Here is a 25415-nt window from a genome sequence, read left to right on the forward strand (position 1 = left end):
CGTCAGCCGATTCCCATCAGCCGGTCGAACTCGGTGAAATCGCGCTCGCGGGCGGGGGTTTGCTCCAGGAGGCCGGAGGTGACGACCGTGCCGAGATCGCCCTGGGCCATCAGGCTGGGATACCCCTCCATCTTCGAAAGCCCCCGGAGACGGGAGAGACCGGTATTGCGATCACGGGAGCAGACGACGACACGTTTGTGATCATCCGCGTCCAGGGCGGAGAGCAAGGCGGGGCTGTGCGTGGTGAAGATCACTTGGGAGGCGTCCTCCTGTGTGGCCTGCCTGACCAGATCTAGTATCTGACTGGCTTGAGAGGGGTGCAGGCCGTTCTCCAACTCCTCGATGACCAGAATCGGTGATCTGCGGTCATCCTCCGCGCCGCGCCCGCCGAGGTCGAGGTCCCGCCCCTGGCGGAGCAGGCTCGTGGCGATCGCGGTGAACCTCAGCAGGCCGTCGCTCATCTCCCTGGCCGGAGTGACCGCCCCGTCCTCGCGCAGGGCCACCATGACGTCGTTGAGCTGGGAGCGGATGATCTCGATTCCGGCCACGTCATGCTCGACGAGATCGCGCACGCGAGCGACGAGCTGCCGGAACCGATCGGGGTCGTGCCGCTCCATGTGACCGATCACTGCGGAGAGGTTCTCCGCGGTTCTCCTCAGCCGCGTGTCACGGCTGGGAACGTACTGCCGCATCAGGTGTGGCACAGGGTCCAGGTGGAAGACCCCGCGAAGCGCCTCCAGGACGTCTTCCGCCGCGGCGACCACCCGGCGCTCGGCCTCCGTCTCGCCCGGGAGCCGCAGTGGAAGCTGGCTGGTGAGCAGTCGTGTGGAGCGGAACGACGCCCGAGGGTCACGACCCGGGCGACCGTTGTACCAGGAGGCGTCGATGCTGCCGGACCCCGGCTGGGTGTCCACCGTCCTCAGCAGATCATGGGCTATCCGGCCTTGCGGGTTCCGAGTTGAACGGTGTTTTTCGGAGATGCCGACGAGTGTCTCACTGAGGATCTCAGGTTCCGGATGGACCTGGACGGTGATATCGAGTTTGACCAGGAAATATCCCTTATCGATCCGATCGAGGGAGAGAAGAGTGCAGCCCAACTGGAATCTGTCGCTTCCATGGGGAGGACACCCTTCTATGCCTCCTCGCAGTGGACCCTCATCGCCCCGCCTGCTGTCGAGCGCGTCGACGAGGTCCGCTCCGGACGCCAGGCGGGAGAGCACCTCCAAGCCGTCCAGCGCGTTCGACTTACCGCTGCTGTTGCGGCCGATGAGCGTCGTCATGCCACCCAGTGGGAGCGTCTCGTCGCGGAAGGTCTTGAACTCGGTGAGACGCAGCTCCGTCAGAGACCTCATGTGTGAACGGTACATGCGCGCCCCCTCGCCGGGGCGCGCATGCCGCCGGAACTACTCGTCGCCGGTGAGGGAGAAGCCCCGCAGGCGGTGACCGGCCCAGACGACCGCGCCGACGGTGACGACCAGCAGGGCGACGGAGGCGAAGCCGATCGCGATCCCGGTGGACAGGAACGCCGATGACGACACCTGGTCGGCGACGGTCTGGGCCCACTGCTGGATGGAGAACCTGCGGGCGCCCGGGACGAAGTTGCCGACCACGCCCTCCCACACCAGGGCGTAGGCGATGCCGATCGTGACCGCGTGCCGGGTGATGATGCCCAGCAGCATGAACACCGCGGCGTACGCGACGCCCCCGGCCAGGGCGCCGGCGGTGAAGCCGTACGCGATGCCGGACTCGGAGCCGACCAGCAGGTAGGCCGCGGCGAAGGTCGGGACGGCGCCGAACAGGGCGAGCAGGGAGGCGGCGACGGCGAACTTGGTCCGCGCGATGACCGGCCGGGAGATCGGCTTGGACAGCAGGTGGACGACCGTGCCGTCCTCGATCTCAGGGGCGATCACGCCGGTGCCCGCGATCAGGCCGAGCAGCGGCAGCATCGTGCCGATGGCGAAGGTCTGCAGGAGCGTGATGGTCGCCTGCTCGCCGGCCTCGCCGATCCAGCGCAGCAGCACGGCCAGGCCGAGGAGCACCAGTGGGAGCAGGACGAGCAGCCAGATCCTTCTGCGGCCGAGCAGCGCGCGGTAGGAGATCCCGGCGATGACACCGTTCATCAGCTGCTCCTGTCGATCAGGTAGGAGAAGACGCTTTCGAGGTCCTCGTCGGCAGGGGAGACCTGCGTGATCCGCACCCCCGCGTCTCGGGCGACCCTGGGCAGCAGGTGGGTGAACCGCCGGAAGTCGACGGCCTGCACCTCCAGGCCCTGCCCGGTGAGGGAGACCGCGCTGGAGGAGGGGTCGGCGACCAGGGCCGACGCCAGGCGGCGGTCGTCGCTGGAGCGGATCCGGAACACGTGCGGCCGGTCGGTCATCCTGCGGCGGATCTCGCGGAAGTCGCCGGAGGCGGCGTGCCGGCCGGCGACCATGACCTCGATGTGCTGGGCGACGCGCTCGACCTCCTCCAGGATGTGCGAGCTGAACAGGATGGTCTTGCCCGCCGCCCCCATGCCGGTGACCAGCTCCATCAGGTGCATGCGCTGGCGCGGGTCCATGCCGTTGAAGGGCTCGTCGAGCAGGAGGACCTGCGGGTCGTGGACGAGGGCGGCGGCGACCTTGATCCGCTGCCGCATCCCCTTGGAGTAGGTCTCGATCCTGCGGTCCCCGGCGGGTTCCATCTCGACCAGGGCGATCGCCTTGCGGGCGGCGTCCTCGGGGTCGGGGAGGCGGTGCAGCCGGGCTCCGGACAGCACGAACTGCCGGCCGGTGAGGAAGCCGTAGGCGGCCTCACGCTCGGGGACCAGGCCGATGGAGCGGTAGACGCGGTGGTTGCGCCAGATCTTCGTCCCGTCGAGGGTCACCGTGCCGCTGGACGGGGCGAGGAACCCGGCCATCATGTGCAGGAGCGTCGACTTGCCGGCGCCGTTGGGTCCGAGCAGGCCGGTGACGCCGGGGCCGATGGTCATGGTGACGTCGTTGACGGCGACGACGTTGCCGTACCAGCGGGAGACCTGGGCCAGTTCGATCCTCATTGCGAGGCCGCCTTCCGGTAGCGCAGGATCAGGGCGGTCACGGACAGGGCGATCAGCAGGGCCACGGCCAGGATCGTCACGGCGACGCCGGCGCCCGCCGGGTAGGTGGTGGGGCCGGACGCCTTCGCGCCGAAGACGCCCACCTGGACCGCGGCGTCCACGAGGAAGAACGGATTGATCATCCACGCCCACGCGGCGGCGGTGTAGTCGTTCACCGATTCCAGCATCGCCGCGAGCGCACCCGAGACCGCCGAGGTGAGCAGGTAGAACGCGATGACCGCGGCGACGCCCAGGCCGCGCCGCGGGGTGAAGGAGGCGATCGCCACGCCCAGGCAGGACAGCGTCACGGCGAGGACGGCGGCCCCGGCGAGGGCGGTGAGATAGCCGGAGACGTTGGTCGGGCCGGGCAGGTCGATGACCAGTTCGCCGATGAACAGCACGGTGAGCGGGACGGCCAGGATCAGGAACATCGCCGCGGTCATCGCGGCGACCTTGGCCCCGACGTAGTCGACGAGCCGCACCGGCCGCGACAGGTAGAGCGGCAGCACCCGGAAGCGCAGGTCGGGCGCGACGGTGTAGGGGGACTGCGCGGCGAGGAAGACGGCGATCACGACCTGCATGATGGTCGCGTAACCGGTGTAGGTGATGATCCCCTCACGCTTGATCAGCGCCATGACCCCGATGGATACGACCGTGGGGAACATCATGACCGTCGCGAGCGCGAACGGGATGATCTTCGATCGGGCCGGGCGGCCCAGTCCGAACACCCCGCGCAGGGTGTGCAGGGTCAGCGCCGCGACGGCGTGGGCGCGGCCGAGCCGTACCCCTTCGTAGTGGCGGTAGCCGATGTCGTGGATGACCCCGGCGGGGGCCGGGGTGAGCGCGCCGGAGGGCGCTGGGGGCGTCTCGGGCACGGCGGTCCTCTCGCGGGTGCGACCGGGGCCCGCCGGGGGCCCGTCCGGGCGGATGGGCGTGTCGCGGCCGGTCAGGTCGTCCGGCTGGTCGGGCGGGCGGGGCCGGTTCCGGTCGTCCGGCGGGCCGGGCAGGTCAGGCATCGGCGGGCTCCCGGAAGACGTCCTCGATGCGCTGGCGGCCCTGCTCCATGCGGACGAGGTGCAGGCCGAGGTCGCAGACGGCGTCGCGGAGCGTGTCGAAGGTCTCCGGCGCGCCGACCTCCACCAGGAGCGTCCGGCCGTGCGGGGTGACGGTCTCGCCCAGTTCGGTGAGCCGGGCGGCCAGGGCGTCGCGGCCCTCCTCCACCTCCACCACGACGGTCCGGGTGGTCTGCGTGAAGTCGGAGATGGGGGAGGAGCGCAGCAGCCTGCCGCCGTCGATCACGATGACGTGGTCGCAGATCCGCTCCAGCTCGCCCAGCAGGTGGGAGGTGACGAGCACGCTGATGCCGAACTCGGTGCCGATCCTGCGGATCAGCGCCAGCATCTCGTCGCGCCCCTGGGGGTCCAGCCCGTTGGTGGGCTCGTCCAGGAGGACCAGCCGGGGATCGTGCGCCAGGGCCTGGGCCAGCTTGACCCGCTGCTTCATGCCGGTGGAGTAGCCGCCCATGGCGCGGTAGCGCTCCTCGTACAGGCCGACGTGGCGCAGCACGTCGGCGGCGCGCTCGCGGGCCGCCGTGCGCGGCAGGCCGGCCATCTGGCCCATGTGGACGGTGAACTCCGTGGCGGACAGGTCGGGGGGCAGGCAGTCGTGCTCGGGCATGTACCCGACGGCCCCGCGGATCTCCGCGCCCCGGGTCGTCACGTCCATGCCCAGCACCTCGGCGCGGCCGGCCGAGGGCGCGAGCAGACCCAGCAGGATCTTGATCAGCGTCGATTTGCCCGCGCCGTTCGCGCCGACCAGGCCGGTCACGCCGGGGCCGACCTCGACGGTGAGCCCGTCGAGTGCCGTCACCCGGGGGAATCGTCTGGTGAGTCCCTCGGTGGCGAGGATAGTCATACCCGGACACTATCCACCGGCCGTGCCTGGTTCCTCCGCCGTGCGGACGAATCCGCCTCGGCCGAAAGGCCGGTTCGGCTCCGGCCGTACGGTTTTCACCCGGTTCGGGCTGCCGCCCGGTTCCGGCCGTACGGTCTCCGCCCGGCTCGGGCTTTCGCCGGGTCCGGGCTTCCGTCCGGTTCCCGCCGGCCGCGATCCCTACCGGCCGACCCGTGGGAGTCCCGGCCCCCCGCCGCGTGACCCGCGCGTGGGGAACCGTACGCCGAACCGCGACCAGTAGGCCCGTTGGACGACCAGGGTGACCGTACCGGAGACGACCATGCCGGCGATGTTCGCCGCGAGCTGGGTGACCGAGCCCGTCACGTCGTCCCAGCGGCCGAGGGCGACGGCGACGGAGAGGTATCCGGCGGCGGGAACGGTGGTCACCGAGATGAAGACGCCCACCAGGGCCGAGGACTTGCCCGCGGTGACCGACAGCACCCCGGCCGCCCCGGCCAGCAGCGCCACGACGATCGACCAGCGGTCGGGCTTGACGATGAACTCGATCTCCTCGTGCCCGCGCAGCGTGGCGGGGTCGATCCAGCCCAGCGCGCGGAAGGCCAGCGCGCAGGCGAGCGTGACCGCTATGGCGACCGCGAACCCGGTCAGGAGCGTGCGCAGGGCACGGACGATCAGGTGCCGGTCGCCTCTGAGCAGGCCGAAGCAGACGGCCGCGACCGCGCCGAACTCCGGGCCGAGCACCATCGCGCCGACGATCAGGATCGGCGAGTTCACGATCACGCCGACCGCCGCGATCTGTGTGGCGATCACCAGGAACGCCAGGAAGGCCCAGCTCAGCTCGGTGTCGTCCTCGACCCGCTGGGCGAGCTCGTCCCAGATCACCGCGTCGTCGCCGTGGCCGGGCGCCTCCTCCTCCGCGCGGGCGGCCACCTCGGAGACCGACAGGTCGACCCGTTCGCCCGCGATGGACCCGACGGTGTCCAGGTCGAGGTCGCGCAGGCAGTCGATCATCTCGCTGGCGGCCTCGCGGGCGATGTCGAACTGCACGAGGTCGCCCTTGGGGGAGCGGGCCGCGCCGTGCAGCACGACGACGTTGGCCACGCCGACGGCCTCGTCGAGCAGGCCGAGGACCTCCTCCGTCCGCTCGGACGGGCTGATCACGCGGAGATGCAGCACGCGACTCCTCCTACCCGTCAGATGCGGCGCAGTCCCACCCGGCGCACGGAGTGGTCTGAGCCCTTGTGCAGCACCAGGTCGGCCCGGCCCCGGGTGGGGGCGATGTTCTCGACGAGGTTGCGCTCGTTGACGTCGCGCCAGACGTTCCTGGCGAACTCGGTCGCCTCGTCGTCCGACAGCTGGGCCAGGTGCCGGAAGTAGGACCGCGGATCCTCGAAGGCGGTACGGCGCAGCTTGTGGAAGCGGTCGAGGTACCAGTCCCGGACGTTCTCGACCTTGGCGTCCACGTAGATGGAGAAGTCGAAGTAGTCGTTGACCGCGAGGGCGGCCGGCGGGGCGGGCTGCAGCACGTTGAGGCCCTCGACGATGAGGATGTCGGGCCGGCGGACGGTCTGCGTCGCGCCGGGGACGATGTCGTACTCCAGGTGGCTGTAGACCGGGGCGGTCACCTCGGGCCGGCCGGCCTTGACGTCGGCGACGAACCTGACCAGGGCCCGCCGGTCGTAGCTCTCCGGGAAGCCCTTGCGGTGCGTGATGTCCCGGGCGGTGAGGACCGCGTTGGGGTACAGGAAGCTGTCGGTGGTGATCAGGTCCACCCGCGGGTGCTCGGGCCAGCGGGCCAGCAGGGTGTGCAGCAGCCGGGCGGTGGTGGACTTGCCGACGGCGACGCTGCCGGCGATGCCCAGGATGTACGGCGCGGGCCCGGCGCCCGTCCCGAGGAAGGTGCTGACCGCCGCGCCGCGCTGCCTGCCCCCGGTGAAGTGCAGGTTGAGCAGCCGGGTGAGCGGCAGGTAGATGTCGGTGACCTCGGCCAGGTCGATCGGGTCGTCGACGCCGCGCAGCTCCTCCAGCTCGTCCTCGGTAAGCGTCAGCGGCGTGTTCCTGCGGAGACCGCTCCACTGCTCGCGGCTCAGCTCCACGTACGGAGTCGCCTCCCACCCGTTGGTCATAGCCAGCAAGCGTACTGATCCGCCGGGGACCGCTCCGCGCGGGTCCGGGCATGCGCGGTTCCGTCCGGGGCAGGTCCTGCCCGATGGCGGGCAGGATTCTTGGTTTCATCCGGGGGTTCTCCATAGGCTCGTCGGTCGATCTCACAGGAAGAAGGAGGTTGGGACATGTGCGGAATAGTGGGATATGTCGGCCATCGGCCGGCGGTCGAGGTCGCCGTCGAGGGTCTGGGCCGGCTGGAGTACCGCGGCTACGACTCCTCCGGCATCGCGCTGGTCGGTCCCTCCGGGGAACTGGCCGTGGAGAAGCGGGCCGGGAAGCTGGCCAACCTGCGCTCGGCGCTGACGTCGCGGTCCCTCCCCGAGGCGACGGTCGGCATCGGGCACACCCGCTGGGCGACCCACGGCGCGCCGACCGACCGCAACGCCCACCCGCACACCGACTGCCGCTCCAGGATCGCGGTGATCCACAACGGCATCATCGAGAACTTCGCCGAGCTCCGGGCCGAGCTGGAGGACGACGGGCACAAGCTGCTGTCGGACACCGACACCGAGGTGGTGGCGCACCTGCTGGAGCGGCACGCCGCCGACGGCCTGGCCGAGGCGATGCGCCGGGTGTGCCGGAGGCTGGAGGGGGCGTTCACGCTGCTGGCCGTGTCGGCCGACGAGCCCGGCGTGGTGGTGGGCGCCCGCCGCAACTCGCCGCTGGTCGTCGGGCGGGGCGAGGGGGAGAACTTCCTCGGCTCGGACGTGTCCGCGTTCATCGCCTACACCCGTGAGGCCGTCGAGCTGGGCCAGGACCAGGTGGTCGAGCTGCGGGACGAGGGGATCACGGTCACCGACTTCCATGGGGCCCCGGCCGAGACGCGCGACTACCACGTCGGCTGGGACGCCTCCGCCGCGGAGAAGGGCGGCTACGACCACTTCATGCTCAAGGAGATCGCCGAGCAGCCGCGGGCGGTCGCCGACACGCTGCTCGGCAGGATCGGCTCCGACGGGCTGCTGACCCTGGACGAGATGCGGCTGTCGGACCAGGAGCTGCGGGACGTCAGCAAGATCATCGTGGTCGCGTGCGGGACCTCCTACCACGCCGGTCTCATCGCCAAGTACGCGATCGAGCACTGGGCCCGGGTTCCGTGCGAGGTCGAGCTGGCCAGCGAGTTCCGCTACCGCGACCCCATCCTCAACCGCGACACGCTCGTCGTCGTGATCAGCCAGTCGGGCGAGACCATGGACACGCTGATGGCCGTACGGCACGCCCGCGAGCAGCGGTCGCGGGTGCTGGCCATCTGCAACGTCAACGGCTCCACGATCCCGCGCGAGTCCGACGCCGTCCTCTACACGCACGCCGGTCCGGAGATCGCCGTCGCCTCCACCAAGGCGTTCCTCACCCAGCTCGTCGCCTGCTACCTCGTCGCCCTGTACATCGCGCAGGTCCGCGGTGTGAAGTTCGGCGACGAGATCACCCAGGTCCTGGACCGGCTGGCCGGGATGCCCGCCCAGGTGGAGGAGGTGCTGGCGACCATGGAGCCGGTCCGCGCGCTGGCCCGCTCGCTGGCCGGTGAGCGGTGCGTGCTCTTCCTCGGCCGGCACGTGGGCTTCCCCGTCGCCCTCGAAGGGGCGCTGAAGCTCAAGGAGCTGGCCTACATGCACGCCGAGGGATTCGCGGCCGGGGAGCTGAAGCACGGCCCGATCGCGCTGATCGACCAGGGTCTGCCCGTCGTCGTGGTGGTCCCCTCCCCGTCGGGTCAGCGGGTCATCCACGACAAGATCGTGTCCAACATCCAGGAGATCCGGGCACGCGGCGCCAGGACCATCGTGATCGCCGAGGAGGGGGACACCGCGGTGGAGCCCTACGCCGACACGCTGATCCGCGTCCCCGCCGTGGAGACCCTGTTCCAGCCGCTGGTGGCCGCGGTGCCGCTGCAGGTCTTCGCCTGCGAGCTGGCCACCGCCAAGGGCCACGACGTCGACCAGCCCCGCAACCTGGCCAAGTCGGTGACCGTGGAGTAGCCGCCGGAGCGGGGCGGGGACGGGCGCGGCTTGTAGCCTGAGGCGGTGATCGTGGGCATCGGGGTGGACGTCGTGGACGTCGCCCGGCTCGAAGAAGCGCTGGAGCGGACCCCCGCCCTGCGGGAGCGGCTGTTCACCGAGGCCGAGCGGGACCTGCCGGTGCCCTCCCTGGCGGCGCGTTTCGCCGCCAAGGAGGCGGTGGCCAAGGCGCTCGGCGCCCCGCCGGGGCTGGAGCACCTGGAGGCCGAGGTGCGCCGCGGCCCGCACGGCCGGCCGGAGCTGCACGTCAGCGGCCGGGTCGCCGAGGTCGCGGAGCGGCTGGGCGTGGGGCGCTGGCACCTCTCGCTGACCCACGACGGGGGCGTCGCCATCGCCTACGTGATCGCCGAAGCCTGACCGCGCCCCGCCGCCCCGCCCCGCCGACCGGTCGTACGGCGCGGCGACGCGGGAAGGAGGTGAGGGCGCGGCGGGGCGTGGCGGGCGCGGGAACGCGCGACGGCGGGCCGGCCGTACGGCGGGCCGCGCCGGAGCACGCGCCGGAGATCGTCGCGGGATACCGTCGGAGCCATGCTGACCGCGTACACCTCCGATCAGATCAGGGCCGCCGAGGCGGCGCTCATGGCGATGCTGCCCGAGGGGACGCTCATGGACCGGGCCGCCGCGGGCCTCGCGGTCGTCTGCGCCGGAGTCCTCGGGACGGTGTACGGCTCCCGCGTCGTGGTGCTGGCCGGCGGCGGGGACAACGGCGGCGACGCCCTGTACGCCGGGGCGCGGCTCGCCGCCCGGGGTGCCCGGGTGCACGCCGTACTGGCCGGGACGCGGGCCCACGAGGGCGGGCTCGCGGCGCTGCGGCGGGCCGGGGGCCGGGTGACGGACCTCGGCGGCGCGACCCGGGAGGCCCCGGCGGGTGCCGGAGCGGCGGGCCCCGCGCGGGGCCCCGTGACGGATCCCGCGACGGGTCCCGCGGGGGAGACCGGGAAGGACTCCGGGAAGGACTCCGGGAAGGAATCCGGGAAGGGCGCGGCGGTGGGCGCCGGGGTGCGGCGCCTCCTCGACGGAGCCGACCTCGTGGTGGACGGGCTCGTGGGGATCGGCGGGACGGGCGCGCTGCGTGAGCCGTACGCGACCCTGGCCCGGCTGGCCGCCGAGGGACCCGCGACGGTGGTCGCGGTGGACGTGCCGAGCGGGGTGGACGCGAGCACCGGGCGGGTCGACGGGCCGGCGGTCCGGGCGGACGTCACCGTCACGTTCGGGGCCCGCAAGATCGGGCTGCTCGTCGACCCGGGCGCGGCCCGCGCCGGCCGGGTCGAGCTGGTGGACATCGGGCTGGGACCGTATCTCCCCGACCCCGGGGCGTCGGCGCTCACCGGCCCCGACGTGGCGCTGATGCTGCCCCGGCCGGGCGTGGAGTCCGACAAGTACCGCCGGGGCGTCGTGGGCGTCGCGGCCGGGAGCCACCTCTACACCGGCGCGGCGGTGCTGGCCGTGGGCGGGGCGGTCCGGGCGGGAGCGGGGATGGTCCGCTACGCGGGTCCCGCCGAGCCCGTGGCCCAGGTGCGGGCGCGCTGGCCCGAGGTCGTCATCACCCCGCTCGAACCGGGCGAGGGGATCGGCGAGGTCGGACGGGTGCAGGCGTGGGTGCTCGGGCCCGGCCTGGGCACCGGACCGGAGGCGCTCGCCGTGGCCCACTCGGTGCTGGCGAGTGACGTCCCGGTGCTGGTGGACGCCGACGGCCTGACGCTGGTCGCCGGGAACCGATCGCTGCTGCGCCGCTCCGCGCCGGTGCTGATCACCCCGCACGCGGGTGAGCTGTCGCGGCTGCTGGGCGTGCCGAGATCGCGGATCGAGGCCCGCAGGGTGGAGTACGCGCGGCGGGCCGCGGACGAGCTGGGCGTGACGACCCTGCTGAAGGGCTCGACCACCGTGGTCGCCGAGGACGAGCGGCCGGTCAGGATCAACCTCACCGGCAGCCCGTGGCTGGCCACCGCGGGCACCGGCGACGTGCTGGCCGGGGTCGCGGGCGCGCTGCTGGCCGCCGGGCTGGGACCGTACGACGCGGCCTCCTGCGCGGCGTACCTGCACGGCCTGGCCGGGCGGAACGGGCCGGTCTCGGCGTGGGACGTCCTGGAAGGCGTCCCGGAGGCGGTCAGGGAGGTCACGGACCGGCTCCGGGAGGACGGCCGAGCTGCCAAACTGGAAAGATGAGCTTCCCGACGACGCCCGCCGAGGCGCGGGTGGACCTGTCCGCGATCCGGGACAACGTCGCCCTGCTGGCCGGGCGGGCCCCCGGGGCGGACGTCATGGCCGTGGTCAAGGCCGACGGCTACGGGCACGGCATGGTCGCCTGCGCGCGGGCCGCGCTGGAGGGCGGGGCCGCCCGGCTGGGCACCGCCTACATCCGCGAGGCCCTCGAACTGCGCGACGCCGGCGTCACCGCGCCGGTCATGTCGTGGATCATCCCTCCGGGCGAGCCGCTGGACGAGGCGGTCGGCCGTGACGTGGAGCTGTCGGCCGGGGCACCCGGCCTGGTGGACCGGATCGCCGAGGCGGCGGTCCGCGCCGGCCGGTCCGCCCGGCTGCACCTGAAGATCGACACCGGCCTGTCGCGCGGCGGCGCGGCGTTCGGCGACTGGCCCGCGCTGCTCGACCGGGCCCTGGCCCGGCAGTCGGAGGGGACGATCGAGGTCGCCGGGATCTGGTCGCACCTCGCCTGCGCCGACGAGCCGGGGCACCCGTCGGTCGCATCCCAGCTCGCCGTCTTCGACGACGCGCTGGCCATGGCGGAGAAGGCGGGCGTCGCGGGTTCCCACGTGGTCCGGCACATCGCCAACTCGGCGGCGACGCTGACGCTGCCGCGGGCGCGCTACGACATGGTCCGTCCCGGTATCGCGGTCTACGGCCTGAGCCCGGTGCCCGCCCTCGGGGACTTCGGCCTGCGCCCGGCGATGACCCTGACCGCGCGGATCGCGCTGGCCAAGCGGGTTCCGGCCGGATCCGGGGTGTCCTACGGGCACCTTTACGTCACGGATCGCGAGACCACGCTTGGACTGGTGCCCCTCGGGTATGCGGACGGCGTTCTGCGATATGCGACAAATCGGGCGGAGGTGATGGCGGGTGGACGGCGCCGCCGCATCGCCGGACGGGTCTGCATGGACCAGTTCATGATCGACGTGGGGGACGACCCGCTGGCCGAGGGCGACGAGGTGATCCTGTTCGGCGACGGCTCGCACGGCGAGCCGACCGCCCAGGAATGGGCGGATTCCCTCGGCACGATCTCGTATGAGATCGTGACCCGGATCGGTTCGCGGGTCCCGCGCGTTCACCGGTGAGAGGCACGTCAGGGGGTCGCATGGGCATCGCCACACGGCGCAGGGTGGGGGTCGCCGGCGCGCTCGTCGGCGCCGCGTCCGCCGGGGTGGCCGCCGCGGCCTTCGCCAAGCGTTACGCCATCGGCCGCATCAGGCTCCGGCCCGACCTGGAGGCCGGCGAGCCGTTCGGCGAGCTGCGCGGCCGGCCCGTCGCGGTCACCGCCTCCGACGGCGTGGTCCTGCACGCCGAGGTCGACGGGCCCGAGGACGCCCCGCTGACCGTGGTGTTCTGCCACGGCTACACCCTCAACCTCGACTCCTGGCACTACCAGCGGCGCGACCTGCTCGACTCCTACCGGATGGTGCTGTGGGACCAGCGCTCCCACGGGCGCTCGCCGCGCGCGTCGGTCGACGACCACGGCGTCCTCATCGACCGGCTGGGCGAGGACCTCGCCGAGGTGATCGAGGAACTGGTACCCGGCCCGTGCGTGCTGGTGGGCCACTCCATGGGCGGCATGACGATCATGGCGCTGGCCGACCGCCGCCCTGAGCTGTTCGAGGAGAAGATCAGGGGGGTCGCGCTGATCTCCACCTCCGCCGGCAGGCTGGGCGAGGTCTCCCTGGGACTGCCCGCCCTGCTGGCCAGGGCCGTGCACACGGTCACCCCGGGCACGGTCTCGCTGCTGGGCCGCCGGGGCGCGCTGGTGGACCGCGGCCGGGAGGCGGCCAACGACCTGGCCTTCCTGATGCTGCGCCACCTGGGCTTCGGTGACGCCGCGAACGTCAGCCCCACGGTGGTGGACTTCATCGAGTCGATGATCCGCTCCACCCCGTTCGAGGTGATCGCCGACTTCTACCCGGCGCTGATGTCCCACGACAAGCTGGCCGCCCTGGGAGTGCTGGACGACGTGCCGACCTCCATCATCGTGGGGGACAAGGACTGGCTGACGCCGGTGGACCACAGCAAGGCCATGGCGGCGGCGCTGCCCCGCGCCCGGTTCACCGAGGTTCCCGACAGCTCGCACCTGGTCCAGCTCGAACGGCCCGCCGTGGTCAACGACGCGCTGCGCGACCTGATCAAGCGGGCACTCGCCGACGAGGCCGCCGATGCCGACGGCGCCGGCACCGGCGGGACCGACTCCGACGGGACGGGCGAGGCCGGCGGGACCGATGCCTGAGGCCCGCGCGGATGACCGGGCCGCCGGACGCGGCTCGCGGGACGTGACCATCGCAGGGGAGTTGATCGAGAAGTGAGAATCGCGGCGACCGCCGAGGAGATGCGGGAGCTGGGCAGGGAGCTCGCCGGGCTGCTGCGCCCGGGTGACCTGGCGGTGCTGTCCGGGCCGCTGGGCGCGGGCAAGACGACCCTGGTCCAGGGGATCGCCGACGGCCTCAAGGTGCGCGGCCCCATCACCTCGCCGACGTTCGTCATCGCCCGGGTGCACCCCTCGCTGTCCGGGGGGCCGGCGCTCGTGCACGCGGACGCCTACCGGCTGGGCGGTGACCTGGAGGTCGACGACCTCGACCTCGACGCCTCGCTGGAGGAGTCGGTGACGGTCGTGGAGTGGGGCGAGGGCCTGGTCGAGGGACTCGCCGAGGACCGGCTGGAGATCTCCATCGAGCGCGGCGATACCGGCGAGGAGCGCGCCGTACGGCTGCGCGGGGTCGGCGCCCGGTGGGAGGGTGTCGTCTGACCGGAACCCGGAGCGTCCGTTCCGCGTCCGAGTTGGTATAGATCATCGAAATCGATGATTGACCCAAGCGGGTTTGCCCTTGTTTTAAGGGGAACAGGTGCAGTGGTGCCGGGCGAGGGTCGTCGGCCGGAGTGGAAGTGGAGTGCGACGGTGCCAAGCGTCAAGCATGCCGCGGTTCTGGGGGCCACTCTGGGTGGCCTCGCTCTGCTCGGGGTGACCGGGTGCACGGCCGAGGCGGACTCCGAGCCGGGGGCGACCACCTCACCCGCGGCGTCGCAGACGTCCGCCGGCAGAGGCGACATCGAGGTCCAGCTCCAGCCGGCCCGGGTCAAGGCCGGGCAGAAGGTGTGGATCCTGGCCAACTGCCCGATCCCGCAGGGCGGGCCGGAGCATCGCGGCACCGGGTCGTCCCGGATCTTCCGTACCGCGGTGACCCTCGACCCGATCCTGGTCACGCCCAGCCCCGCCCCCTCGTCGAGCGCCACGCCGACCCCGCGGCCGTGGGTCCGGGGCCAGGCCACCGTGGCCCCCGGCACCGCGGCCGGCGTCTACGAGGTCAACGCCCGCTGCGAGGGCACCAACGACACCGGCAAGGCGAGCCTCCGGGTGGTCGGCGAGACCAGGCCCAGCGCCGCCCCCACCGAGGAGGCGTCCGAAGAGCCGACCCGCAGGCCGAGGCCCCGGCCGACCCGGACCGTCATCAGCACCCGCGCGCCCTCCACCGGCGGCGGAGGCACCGCGGCCGGCGGCCCGGACGACGACGGCTCGCCGCTCGGGGTGCCCGGGGTGCTGCTGGCCGCCGCCCTGGTGGGCGGCACGGGGGTCGCGATCGCCAGGCGACGGCGTTCGTAGCCGCCGATGGCCGCACCCACGCGCTGGTCGCACGTCATCACCGCCGGCCTCGTCACCGGCCTCGTCATGGTGCTCTTCCGGGGCGCGGGCGTCGACGTCCCGGAGATCCGCGACCCGGTGGTGCCCGAACGCGTGGAGATCCCCTCGCTGGGCATCAAGGCGCCCCTGATGAGGCTCGGGGTCAAGAACGGCGAGGTCGAGCTCCCGCCGTACGACAAGCCGAACGCGGCGGGCTGGGTCAAGGGCACCGCGGTGCCCGGCGACGAGGGCCCCGCGGTGATCCTCGGGCACGTGGACACCAAGACCGACCCCGCGGTCTTCTACCGGCTCAAGGACATCCGTGAGGGGCAGGTCGTCAAGGTCAGGCGCAGCGACGGCGACGTCGCCCAGTACCGGGTGGACTCCGTCGAGCGGGTGAGCAAGGACCGCTTCCCGGCGGACAAGGTCTACCTCCAGGACGGCCTGCGGCTGATCACCTGCGGCGGGGACTTCGACTGGGACCGCCACGAGTACCGCGACAACGTCATCGTCTACGCCACCCTGGTCAAACGGGCCGACCCCAGGACCTGATCCGCCCGGGCGGTCCCGGCTCCCGCGCGACGGACTAGGCTAACTGTTCGTGCTGGTCCTGGCCTTTGATACCGCGACCCCCGCCGTCACCGCAGCGCTGCACGACGGTGAACGGGTCCTCGCCGAGTCGACGACCGTCGACGCCCGCCGCCACGGCGAACTGCTCGTGCCCACGATCGAGACCGTCCTGCGGGAGGCCGGCGCCGCGCTCGCCGACGTCACCGTCGTCGTCGCGGGCGCCGGACCCGGTCCCTACACCGGCCTGCGGGTCGGCCTGATGACCGCCCAGGCCCTCGCCGCCTCGCTCGGCGTCCCGGCGTACGGCGTGTGCACGCTCGACGCCGTCGCCTACGGCAGCGGGCTGTCCGAGCCGTTCCTGGTGGCCACCGACGCCCGCCGCAAGGAGGTGTTCTGGGGCCACTACGAGGACATGCGGACCCGGTTGTCCGGCCCCGCGGTGAGCCGCCCCCACGACCTGCCCGGCGACCTCCCGCTCGTCGGTGCGGGCGCGCGGATGTACGCCGAGGTCGTCGGCGCCTCCCGGCTGGCGGACGCCCCCGAGTACCCCTTCGCGGGGGCGCTGGCGTCGCTGGCCGCCGAGCAGCTCGGCGAGCCCGACGTCCGCGAGGTCGTGGAGAGCGGCACGCACCCCGTGCTGAGCCTGCCCCGCCCGGTGTACCTCCGCCGCCCCGACGCGCAGGTTCCCGCCGCGCCCAAGAAGGTCACCTGATGGCCGTGACGCTGCGCCCGATGACCGGGGACGACCTGCCCGCCGTGATGGAGATCGAGCGGGACACCTTCCCGGCGGACGCCTGGAGCGAGGGCATGCTCCGCGACGAGCTCGCCGGGCAGCCCGGGACCCGTCACTACGTGGTGGCCGAGACCGGTGAGGGGATCATCGGCTACGCCGGGCTCTTCGCCGCCGGCGACCAGGCGGACGTGCAGACCATCGCCGTCGCGGCCGGCCGGCGGCGCACCGGGGTCGGCGGCGCCCTGCTCACCGAGCTGCTGGCCGAGGCCGGCAGGCGCGGCGCGCGGTCGGTCTTCCTCGAGGTGCGCGCCGACAACCCCGCCGCGCAGGCGATGTACGAGCGGTTCGGCTTCGTCCGGCTCGGCCTGCGCCGCCGCTACTACCAGGACGGCACCGACGCGATCACGATGCGGAAGGATCTCATTGATGAGTGACGAACCCCTGGTCCTGGGCATCGAGACCTCCTGCGACGAGACCGGGATCGGCATCGTCCGGGGGCACACCCTGCTGGCCAACACGATCGCCTCCAGCGTCGAGGAGCACGCCCGCTTCGGCGGGGTGGTGCCCGAGGTGGCGTCCCGGGCGCACCTGGAGGCGATGACCCCCACCGTCGAGCGGGCGCTGGAGCAGGCGGGTCTGCGCTTCTCCGACATCGACGCGATCGCGGTGACCGCCGGGCCGGGGCTGGCCGGCGCGCTGCTGGTCGGCGTCGCCGCCGCCAAGGCGTACGCGCTGGGCCTCGGCGTCCCGCTGTACGGGGTGAACCACCTGGCCGCCCACGTGGCCGTGGACCAGCTCGAACACGGCGCCCTGCCCAAGCCGTGCATCGCCATGCTCGTCTCGGGAGGTCACTCCTCCCTGCTGCTGGTCCCCGACGTCGCCAAGGACGTCGTCTCGCTCGGCTCCACGGTGGACGACGCCGCGGGCGAGGCGTTCGACAAGGTGGCGCGGGTGCTCGGCCTGCCCTTCCCCGGCGGCCCCTACATCGACCGGGCGGCCCGCGACGGCTCCGGCACGGCCATCGCCTTCCCGAGGGGCAAGTACGACGACGGCACCCTCGACTTCTCGTTCTCCGGCCTGAAGACCGCCGTGGCCCGCTGGGTGGAGGCCAGGGAGAGGTCCGGCGAGCCGATCCACGTGCCCGACGTGGCGGCGTCGTTCCAGGAGGCCGTGGTCGACGTGCTGACCCGCAAGGCCCTTCAGGCGTGCCGCGAGCACGACGTCCGGGACCTGCTGATCGGCGGCGGTGTGGCGGCCAACTCCCGGCTGCGGGCCCTGGCGCAGGAACGCTGCGACGCGGCGGGGGTGCGGCTGCGCGTCCCCCGGCCGGGGCTGTGCACCGACAACGGCGCCATGGTGGCCACCCTGGGCTCCGACCTGGTGGCGGCGGGCGTCACCCCGTCGTCCCTGGAGATCCCGGCCGACTCCTCCCTCCCGATCACCACCGTCCACGTCTGACCGTACGGCCCCGCCCGCGCCCGGGAGGATCCGGAGCGCGGGTGGCGGGCCGTTCCCGGGCCGTTCCGGGCCGGAGCCGCGCCCCGGAGGCCGCGGGTCAGGCGGGGCTGCAGATGAGGGCGAACGGCCGCTCCCCGATCCGGGTGAGGACCACCGTCGCGGAGCCGCCGCCGGAGAGCCGCAGATCCCTGCGCAGGCGCTCCACGTCGACCGCCGAGCCGCGCTTCTTGACCGTCACGACGCCCGCCCCGCGCTCGCGCAGCGCCGCCCGCAGCCGCTTGAGCGAGAACGGCATCATCTCGTGCACCTCGTACCGCGCCGCCCACGGCGTGGTCACCTCGGCGTCGCCGGTGATGTAGGCGATGCGCTCGTCGAGCAGCCGGCCGTCGACCCGCCTGGCCACCTCCGCCACCAGGTGAGCCCGTACGGCCGCGCCGTCCGGCTCGTAGAGGTAGCGGCCCACCGCGCCCACCGGCGCGGGATCCGCGCCCGGCTCGGGCGTCAGCGTCGTGCCGGACGGCAGCATCGTGGCCCTGCGCCCCGCGTCCCGGGTGAGGCCGCCGCACCAGATCGCGGCCTCCTTGACGTCGCCGCGCCAGGAGACCCACTCGGCCTCGGCTCCGGCCGGGATGAACTCGTACGGGATGCCGGGGGCGACCTTCAGGCAGGCCGCCGGGGCCTTCGCCACCATGCCGAGGACCTCCGGCCAGGGCGGCGAGTAGGCCATCGGGTCGAACGTCCGGCCCCGCGCCGTACGGCGGGCGGGGTCGGCGAACAGCACGTCGAAGGCCGCCGGGTCGAGCGTGGCGGCCTCGGCGGCGCGGACCGTGACGCTGTCACCGAGGCCCAGGGCGTCGGCGTTGGCCCGGGCGACGGCGGCGGTGAGCGGGTCGGCGTCCACGGCCTCCACGACGCAGCCCGCCCTGGCCAGCGCCAGCAGGTCGCCGCCGATCCCGCAGCAGGCGTCGGCCACCCGGGAGCCGGCCGGGACGCGCCGGGCACGGTGGTCGGCCACCTCGCGGCGGGTGGCCTGCTCCAGGCCGTGCGGGGTGAAGTACATGACGGCGGCGTCGGAGCCGAACTTCTCCCGCGCGCGCTCCCTGAGCGCCGCCTGGGTGAGCGCCGCGGAGGTCAGGGTCGCGTCGTAGGTCCGGCGCAGCCGCGTCACCGCGGCCACCGGGCCGTCACCCGCGGCCTCGGCGGCCGCGGCGAGGGCCTCCTGGCCGCGCGGCGTCAGCAGTTCCCGGAATGCGTCGAGGTCCACACCGCCCGACGCTACCGCCTGGCCGGAGGCCGCCGTCGCGGCGATCCACTCAGTCGGGCAGGCAGGTCAGGACGAGGTCGATGTCGAACGGCTCGCCGGTCTTGAGGCGGTCGTGGTGGATACCGGTGATCAGGTACAGGTGGTTGACCGGGTCCAGCTGGTAGACGTGGATCACCGGATCACCGCCCTTGTCCTCCACCAGCCAGAAATTCGGGATGCCGGTCTCGGCGTAGAGCTTCGGCTTGACCTCGTGGTCACGGAATCTGGATTCGGGGGAGACCACCTCGATGACGAGATGCGTCTCGTCGGGGGTGTAGGCGGTGCGGGAGCGGTCCTTCGCCGCCTCGGCGTCGACGATGACGACGTCCGGGCACGGGCGCTGCTTCTTGCCGAGCAGGAGGTCCATCTGCGTCACGGCCTTGAGGTGATGGGGCGCCTGCGCGTTGAGAGCGGTGCGGAGACCGTAGATCACGGACTCGTGGAAGCGCTTCTGGGGGGACATGAAGACGAGCTCTCCGTTGACGAGTTCGACGTGCTTGAAGAAGTCCGGCTCGCCGTTCGGGCCCTCGTCGGGCAGGCGGTCGAGATCGTCGGCGGTCCATCCGCCTGCGGGCGGGCTGGGCCAGCCGGCGATCAGATCGCCGCCCTCACGTCTGGTGTCCCTCTGCTTGCTGAGCGTGTTGGTCACGTCGTCCACCGTAGCGTCATTCTCTTCGCTGTTCGTGACCATCTCATTACTTCCCGTCAATGTCCGGCGCCTCTCCTCCCTCTGATGGTGCCCCCGTTGGGGGTTCCTGTCCCCTCATCGGGGCCGCCGGGGTCGTCGGCGGGCGGTTCGTGTTGACTGTCAAGGCCTCCTTGCATACTGTTCCGTATTGGCACTCTCCCGGTGAGAGTGCCAACGCAAGTGCGACGAGGCTGGTCTGACACCCGCGACGGCAGACCGCTGGTCGCCTCTTCTAGATCATTCAAATCTGAAGGGGAGGTCCGACGTGACGACCGCCACCAAGGTTCCCGTTAAGCCGCTCGGCGACCGCATCGTGGTCCAGCCGCTTGAGGCCGAGCAGACCACCGCCTCCGGCCTGGTCATTCCCGACACCGCGAAGGAGAAGCCCCAGGAGGGCAGGGTCCTCGCGGTGGGCCCGGGCAACTGGGACGAGGACGGCGACAAGCGCATCCCGCTCGACGTCAAGGAGGGCGACGTCGTCCTCTACAGCAAGTACGGCGGCACCGAGGTGAAGTACAACGGCGAGGAGTACCTGGTGCTCTCCGCCCGTGACGTGCTCGCCATCGTCGAGAAGTAGTCCATCGCTTCCGACGCTTCCGAGATGACGCATCGAGCCCCGGGTCGCGAGAGCGCCCGGGGCTTCGATGCTCCCGTGTGCCCCCAGAGAGGACTGTCATGCCCAAGATCCTGTCGTTCGAGGAGGACGCCCGCCGCTCGCTGGAGCGCGGTGTCAACGCCCTCGCCGACGCCGTCAAGGTGACCCTCGGCCCGCGCGGCCGCAACGTCGTCATCGACAAGAAGTTCGGCGCTCCCACCATCACCAACGACGGCGTCACCATCGCCCGCGAGGTGGAGCTGGAGAAGCCGTACGAGAACCTCGGCGCGCAGCTCGCCAAGGAAGTCGCGACGAAGACCAACGACATCGCCGGTGACGGCACGACCACCGCGACCGTCCTGGCCCAGGCGATGGTCCGCGAGGGTCTGCGCAACGTCGCCGCCGGCGCCCAGCCGCTGAGCCTCAAGCGGGGCATCGACCTCGCGGCCAAGGCCGTCAGCGACAGGCTGGTCGAGTCCGCCCGTCCGGTCGCGGACAAGAAGGAGATCGCCCACGTGGCGACGATCTCCGCCCAGGACGCCAAGATCGGCGACCTGATCGCCGAGGCGTTCGACAAGGTGGGCAAGGACGGTGTCATCACCGTCGAAGAGTCCAACACCATGGGCCTGGAGCTGGAGTTCACCGAGGGCCTCCAGTTCGACAAGGGCTACCTGTCGCCCTACATGGTGACCGACCAGGAGCGCATGGAGGCGGTCCTGGAGGACCCCTACATCCTGATCACCCAGGGCAAGATCTCCTCCGTCGCGGACTTCCTGCCGCTTCTGGAGAAGGTCGCGCAGACCAAGAAGGCGCTGCTGGTCATCGCCGAGGACGTCGAGGGCGAGGCCCTGGCGGTCCTGGTGACCAACAAGATCCGCGGCACCTTCACCTCCGTCGCCGTCAAGGCTCCGGGCTTCGGTGACCGCCGCAAGGCCATGCTCCAGGACATCGCCATCCTCACCGGCGGTCAGGTCGTCAGCGAGGAGATCGGCCTCAAGCTGGAGCACGTCGGCCTCGAGGTGCTCGGCACGGCCCGCCGCGTCGTGATCACCAAGGACGCCACCACCGTCGTGGACGGCGCCGGCGAGGCGCAGGCGATCGAGGACCGCGTCCGCGAGATCAAGGTCGCCATCGAGCAGGCGGACTCCGACTGGGACCGCGAGAAGCTGCAGGAGCGCCTGGCCAAGCTCGCCGGCGGCGTGTGCGTGCTCCGGGTCGGCGCGGCCACCGAGGTGGAGCTCAAGGAGAAGAAGCACCGCCTGGAGGACGCCATCTCCGCGACGCGCGCCGCGATCGAGGAGGGCATCGTCTCGGGCGGCGGCTCCGCGCTCGTCCACGTCTCCAAGGCCCTTGACGACCTGGGCCTGAGCGGCGACGAGGCGACCGGCGTCAACGTGGTCCGCCGGGCGCTCGTCGAGCCGGCCCGCTGGATCGCCGAGAACGCCGGCATGGAGGGCTACGTCGTGACCTCCAAGGTCTCCGAGCTCCCGGTCGGCCACGGCCTGAACGCCGCGAGCGGCGAGTACGGCGACCTGATCGCCCAGGGCGTCATCGACCCGGTCAAGGTCACCCGTTCGGCCGTCCAGAACGCCGCCTCCATCGCCGGCATGCTGCTGACGACCGAGGCCCTCGTGGTGGACAAGCCCGAGGAGGAGGCCCCGGCCGCCGCCGGTGGTCACGGCCACGGCCACGGTCACGGCCACTGATCCTCATGATCGGCCGGTACGGCCCGTGTCCCGTTCGGGACGCGGGCCGTACGCGTTTCCGGGTAAACCGAAAGGGGCCCCAAAGCGTCACCGCGGTGAGCGGGTAAGAGAAACACCCTTATGGGAAATCACTGACATATTAGGCCGCTCTATGAAATATATTTTCATCGCGTGACCCTTACTGTCGTCGTTTGATTACACCGGGTTATCGGCGCGTCAATGTGACCAATCCGTAGCCGTTGGTCATGGGGACAGGCCCGAGCGATACGGGCATCATGCGTAACGTGACCGAGGGATGCGTCGCCGACGCCAAAAGAGGGGTAAGGCTTGCGACGAGGTCTGAAGGGAGCGCCCACAGGGATGACCTCAAGGATCTGACAAGCCTCGCAGTTCAAGGTGACCGAACGGCGATCGAAAGTCTGATCGCACAGTTACGGCCAATGGTCGTCCGTTATTGCCGCGCTCGTCTGGGCCGGGTTTCCGGTCAGTATCACATCGCGGACGACGTGGCCCAGGAGGTGTGCATCGCGGTGCTCTCCGCGCTGCCCCGCTACCGCGACATGGGACGCCCTTTCGCGTCCTTCGTCTTCGGCATCGCCTCCCACAAGGTGGCCGATGCCCTGCGCAGCTCCGTGCGCTCGGCCGTGCCCACGCAGGACCTGCCGGACGGGCCCGACGACGGGCCCGGCCCGGAGGAGACCGTGGTGCGCTACATCGAGGCCGAGCACGCGCGCAGGCTGCTGTCCAGGCTCCCCGACAACCAGCGGGAGCTGCTCATCCTGCGGGTGGTGTCGGGCCTGTCCGCCGAGGAGACGGGTAATGTACTGGGCATGTCACCAGGAGCGGTTCGCGTCGCCCAGCATCGGGCGCTGGCTCGCCTCCGGGCGATGGCGGAGCTGGAGTCGACGGCTTGACCCCGAACCCGTCGAGTGGTGCCCGGCGAGGGCCGCGCCGTCCCCGGCGCGGATCCGGCCGGGCCGGTGAGCACCTCGATCGAGCGCGGGCATGACCACCGTCCACCCGTTCCGTCCGGCGCGCGAGCGCGGGCCGGACGACGGCCGCTCGTACGACGGCGCGGCCGTGGCCGGGACCGAAGCCCTGCTGGAGGCGCTCTCCCGCAGGGAGGCCGTCCCCACCGCGGATCCGGCGATCGCCCTGCTCGCGGCGCTGGTCGACGACGTCGATCAGCGGCGTTCCTCGGTGTCGATCACACCGTCGACGTAGCCCCTGGCGTACTCCCAGGTGACGTAGTCGCTCGGGTCGGGCTGATAGGCGGGCTCGTGCACCTGCGGCCAGCCTTTCTCGATCATCTGGCGCAGGTTGCCGCGCAGAAGCTCCCAGCCGAAGTAGTGCTGCTCGCCGCACTCCGGGCAGTCGAGGACCAGCCCGAGCACACCGTGCGGTTCGAGCAGGGAACGGAAGACCTCCACGTCGGCCAGGTCGGTCATGGCCTCGTCGCGTTCGGCGGAGGTCAGCGGTTCGGCGTCGCCCGGCTCCCCCAGGGTCGCCGCCGGATCGTCGGGGTCGTCCGCGAACGGGTCGCGTGGGACATCGTCGAGCACTATCCCACCATATGACCTCGATGCAACGGGCAGGTCCCGAACCGTCCGAGCCGTCCGGGACGTGACATCCGCGGTGGATCGTGCGGCGTCCGCGCCGGACCCGCCGGGGCCCGCGCCCCGCGCCCGGAAACCCGTGAACCCGGAGACCTCGCCCGCGCATGGCGGCGTCCCGGGTCCCCGCGTCCGCGTCCGGGTTTCGCGCCCCGCGTCCCCTGCTCGGAAGCCAGACCCTAAACTTGCGTACGGGGGCCGGCGCCTTTCCCCAGCCATGAGAGCGCCGATGCAGAAGGGTTGCAGATGGCCAAGTTCACCGAACCGGGACTCACGTTCGACGACGTGCTCCTCGTGCCCGCCTTCTCGGACCTCCAGCCGGGTGAGGCCGACACCCGTACCCGCCTGTCACGCGGGATCACGCTGAGCATCCCGCTGATCTCCGCGGCGATGGACACGGTCACCGAGGCCCGGATGGCGGTGGCGATGGCCCGCCAGGGCGGCATCGGCATCCTGCACCGCAACCTCTCCATCGAGGACCAGGCCCAGCAGGCGGACCTCGTCAAGCGCTCCGAGGCCGGGATGGTGACCAACCCCGTCACCTGCTCGCCGGACGACTCCCTCGCCGACGTCGAGCGTCTGTGCGGCACCTACCGCATCTCCGGCGTCCCGGTGACCGACGCCGACGGCGTGCTCGTCGGCATCGTCACCAACCGCGACATGCGCTTCGAGACCGACCACGGCCGCCCGGTGCGCGAGGTCATGACCCCCATGCCGCTGGTCACCGCGCCGGTCGGCGTCTCCAGGGACGACGCGTTCGACCTGCTCAGGAAGAACAAGATCGAGAAGCTGCCGCTGGTCGACCCCGCCGGGCGGCTCCGCGGGCTCATCACCGTCAAGGACTTCACCAAGAGCGAGCAGTACCCCCTCGCCACCAAGGACGCCGACGGGCGGCTCGTCGTGGGGGCGGCCGTCGGCGTCGGCGGCGACGCCGAGAAGCGGGCCTCCGCCCTCATCGAGGCCGGGGTGGACGTGATCATCGTCGACGTCGCGCACGGCCACTCCAAGGGCCTCGCCGACATGATCGCCAAGATCAAGGCCAACAGCGGCGTCGAGGTGATCGGCGGCAACATCGCCACCCGCGCCGGCGCCCAGATGCTGGTCGACGCCGGTGCCGACGCGGTCAAGGTCGGCGTCGGGCCGGGCTCCATCTGCACCACCCGCGTGGTCGCCGGCGTCGGCGCCCCGCAGGTGACGGCCATCCACGAGGCGTCCCTGGCGGCCGGACCGGCCGGGGTGCCGGTGATCGGCGACGGCGGTCTGCAGTATTCCGGCGACATCGTCAAGGCCATCGCGGCCGGCGCCGACACGGTCATGCTCGGCTCGCTGCTGGCGGGCTGCGAGGAGTCGCCGGGCGAGCTGATCTTCATCAACGGCAAGCAGTTCAAGTCCTACCGCGGCATGGGCTCGCTCGGCGCGGTCCGCAACCGCGAGCGCGGCGGCGCCTCCTTCAGCAAGGACCGCTACGCCCAGGCCGACGTCGGCGGCGAGGACAAGTTCATCCCCGAGGGCATCGAGGGCCAGGTCCCCTACCGCGGCCCGGTCGCCGCGGTCGCCCACCAGCTCGTCGGCGGCCTTCGCCAGGGCATGTGGTACTCCGGGTGCCGCACGATCGCGGAGATGCACGTCCGGTGCGAGCTCATGCCGATCACCGCGGCGGGCCTCAAGGAGAGCCACCCCCACGACATCCAGATGACGGTCGAGGCCCCCAACTACCACCGCCGGTAGAGGGTACGGCCGCGGAGGCCCGGGGC

The 25415-nt window shown here is 72.0% G+C and carries 26 protein-coding genes; 16 read left to right on the forward strand and 10 right to left on the reverse strand.

What is annotated here, in order from left to right:
• Positions 1-2 precede the first annotated feature (2 nt).
• The 7 genes from ACFYSC_RS07480 to coaA form a co-directional block, all read right to left on the reverse strand.
• Entirely contained in the window at positions 3-1352 is a 1350-nt protein-coding gene (locus ACFYSC_RS07480; protein ID WP_389958026.1) for an AAA family ATPase, read from the reverse strand.
• A gap of 51 nt (positions 1353-1403) precedes the next feature.
• Positions 1404-2120, reverse strand: a complete 717-nt coding sequence (locus tag ACFYSC_RS07485; RefSeq protein WP_362942284.1) for an ABC transporter permease — start codon at positions 2118-2120, stop codon at positions 1404-1406.
• On the reverse strand, positions 2120-3034 hold the full coding sequence (locus tag ACFYSC_RS07490) for an ABC transporter ATP-binding protein (RefSeq protein ID WP_362942287.1): 915 nt from the start codon (positions 3032-3034) through the stop codon (positions 2120-2122). The genes ACFYSC_RS07485 and ACFYSC_RS07490 overlap by 1 nt, the downstream gene beginning before the upstream one ends.
• Positions 3031-4089 carry an ABC transporter permease gene (locus ACFYSC_RS07495; protein ID WP_389958031.1) on the reverse strand — a complete coding sequence of 353 codons (1059 nt, stop codon included), beginning with the start codon at positions 4087-4089 and terminating at the stop codon, positions 3031-3033. The genes ACFYSC_RS07490 and ACFYSC_RS07495 overlap by 4 nt, the downstream gene beginning before the upstream one ends.
• Positions 4082-4987: an ABC transporter ATP-binding protein gene (locus ACFYSC_RS07500; protein ID WP_389958033.1), complete on the reverse strand. Its 906-nt coding sequence runs from the start codon at positions 4985-4987 to the stop codon at positions 4082-4084. Before ACFYSC_RS07500 ends, ACFYSC_RS07495 begins: the two co-directional genes overlap by 8 nt.
• Positions 4988-5185: 198 nt before the next feature.
• Entirely contained in the window at positions 5186-6163 is a 978-nt protein-coding gene (locus ACFYSC_RS07505) for a DUF389 domain-containing protein (RefSeq protein WP_389958036.1), read from the reverse strand.
• A gap of 17 nt (positions 6164-6180) precedes the next feature.
• The gene (coaA, locus tag ACFYSC_RS07510) at positions 6181-7113 is read right to left on the reverse strand and encodes a type I pantothenate kinase (protein ID WP_389958039.1); all 933 of its coding nucleotides are present in this window, start codon (positions 7111-7113) and stop codon (positions 6181-6183) included.
• Positions 7114-7278: 165 nt separating this feature from the next.
• Here coaA and glmS point away from each other — a divergent pair, with 165 nt between their 5' ends.
• The 11 genes from glmS to tsaD all read left to right on the forward strand — a co-directional run bounded on the left by glmS (position 7279) and on the right by tsaD (position 17756).
• Positions 7279-9123 carry a glutamine--fructose-6-phosphate transaminase (isomerizing) gene (glmS, locus tag ACFYSC_RS07515; protein ID WP_389958042.1) on the forward strand — a complete coding sequence of 615 codons (1845 nt, stop codon included), beginning with the start codon at positions 7279-7281 and terminating at the stop codon, positions 9121-9123.
• 45 nt (positions 9124-9168) lie between these two features.
• Entirely contained in the window at positions 9169-9519 is a 351-nt protein-coding gene (locus tag ACFYSC_RS07520; protein ID WP_389958045.1) for a holo-ACP synthase, read from the forward strand.
• Between the two features lie 171 nt (positions 9520-9690).
• Positions 9691-11328, forward strand: a complete 1638-nt coding sequence (locus ACFYSC_RS07525) for an NAD(P)H-hydrate dehydratase (protein WP_389958048.1) — start codon at positions 9691-9693, stop codon at positions 11326-11328.
• On the forward strand, positions 11325-12452 hold the full coding sequence (gene alr, locus ACFYSC_RS07530) for an alanine racemase (protein ID WP_389958050.1): 1128 nt from the start codon (positions 11325-11327) through the stop codon (positions 12450-12452). The genes ACFYSC_RS07525 and alr overlap by 4 nt, the downstream gene beginning before the upstream one ends.
• Positions 12453-12472: 20 nt before the next feature.
• Positions 12473-13609 carry an alpha/beta fold hydrolase gene (locus ACFYSC_RS07535; RefSeq protein ID WP_389958053.1) on the forward strand — a complete coding sequence of 379 codons (1137 nt, stop codon included), beginning with the start codon at positions 12473-12475 and terminating at the stop codon, positions 13607-13609.
• Between the two features lie 99 nt (positions 13610-13708).
• Complete coding sequence (tsaE, locus tag ACFYSC_RS07540; RefSeq protein ID WP_389959247.1) at positions 13709-14125, forward strand: tRNA (adenosine(37)-N6)-threonylcarbamoyltransferase complex ATPase subunit type 1 TsaE; 417 nt, start codon at positions 13709-13711, stop codon at positions 14123-14125.
• A gap of 150 nt (positions 14126-14275) precedes the next feature.
• A complete protein-coding gene (locus tag ACFYSC_RS07545; protein WP_389958055.1) occupies positions 14276-14977 on the forward strand; it encodes a hypothetical protein in 702 nt (233 codons plus the stop codon).
• 6 nt (positions 14978-14983) lie between these two features.
• Positions 14984-15547 carry a class F sortase gene (locus tag ACFYSC_RS07550; RefSeq protein ID WP_389958057.1) on the forward strand — a complete coding sequence of 188 codons (564 nt, stop codon included), beginning with the start codon at positions 14984-14986 and terminating at the stop codon, positions 15545-15547.
• A gap of 49 nt (positions 15548-15596) precedes the next feature.
• Complete coding sequence (gene tsaB / locus ACFYSC_RS07555) at positions 15597-16277, forward strand: tRNA (adenosine(37)-N6)-threonylcarbamoyltransferase complex dimerization subunit type 1 TsaB (RefSeq protein WP_389958059.1); 681 nt, start codon at positions 15597-15599, stop codon at positions 16275-16277.
• The gene (gene rimI / locus ACFYSC_RS07560; protein WP_389958062.1) at positions 16277-16732 is read left to right on the forward strand and encodes a ribosomal protein S18-alanine N-acetyltransferase; all 456 of its coding nucleotides are present in this window, start codon (positions 16277-16279) and stop codon (positions 16730-16732) included. The genes tsaB and rimI overlap by 1 nt, the downstream gene beginning before the upstream one ends.
• Positions 16725-17756: a tRNA (adenosine(37)-N6)-threonylcarbamoyltransferase complex transferase subunit TsaD gene (gene tsaD, locus ACFYSC_RS07565; protein WP_389958064.1), complete on the forward strand. Its 1032-nt coding sequence runs from the start codon at positions 16725-16727 to the stop codon at positions 17754-17756. Before rimI ends, tsaD begins: the two co-directional genes overlap by 8 nt.
• 97 nt (positions 17757-17853) lie before the next feature.
• On the opposite strand, the gene ACFYSC_RS07570 is transcribed toward tsaD, so the two are convergent.
• Positions 17854-19020, reverse strand: coding sequence for an SAM-dependent methyltransferase (locus ACFYSC_RS07570; protein WP_389958067.1), 1167 nt, complete (start codon positions 19018-19020; stop codon positions 17854-17856).
• Positions 19021-19069: 49 nt separating this feature from the next.
• Positions 19070-19708, reverse strand: a complete 639-nt coding sequence (locus ACFYSC_RS07575; RefSeq protein ID WP_389958069.1) for a Uma2 family endonuclease — start codon at positions 19706-19708, stop codon at positions 19070-19072.
• Positions 19709-20012: 304 nt separating this feature from the next.
• Here ACFYSC_RS07575 and groES point away from each other — a divergent pair, with 304 nt between their 5' ends.
• The 4 genes from groES (at position 20013) to ACFYSC_RS07595 (ending at position 23272) form a co-directional block, all read left to right on the forward strand.
• A complete protein-coding gene (gene groES / locus ACFYSC_RS07580) occupies positions 20013-20324 on the forward strand; it encodes a co-chaperone GroES (protein ID WP_362942336.1) in 312 nt (103 codons plus the stop codon).
• Positions 20325-20422: 98 nt separating this feature from the next.
• Positions 20423-22048 (forward strand): chaperonin GroEL, encoded by a 1626-nt coding sequence (groL, locus tag ACFYSC_RS07585; protein ID WP_362942339.1) that lies wholly within the window; start codon positions 20423-20425, stop codon positions 22046-22048.
• Between the two features lie 275 nt (positions 22049-22323).
• Positions 22324-22962: a sigma-70 family RNA polymerase sigma factor gene (locus ACFYSC_RS07590; protein ID WP_189246777.1), complete on the forward strand. Its 639-nt coding sequence runs from the start codon at positions 22324-22326 to the stop codon at positions 22960-22962.
• A 91-nt stretch (positions 22963-23053) separates the two neighbouring features.
• Positions 23054-23272 carry a hypothetical protein gene (locus ACFYSC_RS07595; protein WP_389958074.1) on the forward strand — a complete coding sequence of 73 codons (219 nt, stop codon included), beginning with the start codon at positions 23054-23056 and terminating at the stop codon, positions 23270-23272.
• On the opposite strand, the gene ACFYSC_RS07600 is transcribed toward ACFYSC_RS07595, so the two are convergent.
• Positions 23233-23610: a DUF5319 family protein gene (locus ACFYSC_RS07600; RefSeq protein WP_179819626.1), complete on the reverse strand. Its 378-nt coding sequence runs from the start codon at positions 23608-23610 to the stop codon at positions 23233-23235. The two genes, ACFYSC_RS07595 and ACFYSC_RS07600, sit on opposite strands and share 40 nt — an antisense overlap.
• Before the next feature lie 297 nt (positions 23611-23907).
• On the opposite strand from ACFYSC_RS07600, the gene guaB reads away from it, so the two are divergent.
• Positions 23908-25389 carry an IMP dehydrogenase gene (guaB, locus tag ACFYSC_RS07605; protein WP_389958078.1) on the forward strand — a complete coding sequence of 494 codons (1482 nt, stop codon included), beginning with the start codon at positions 23908-23910 and terminating at the stop codon, positions 25387-25389.
• Positions 25390-25415 lie beyond the last annotated feature (26 nt).

It is taken from the genome of Streptosporangium sp. NPDC004379 (genome assembly GCF_042873875.1).
In the GTDB taxonomy this organism is placed as follows: domain Bacteria; phylum Actinomycetota; class Actinomycetes; order Streptosporangiales; family Streptosporangiaceae; genus Streptosporangium.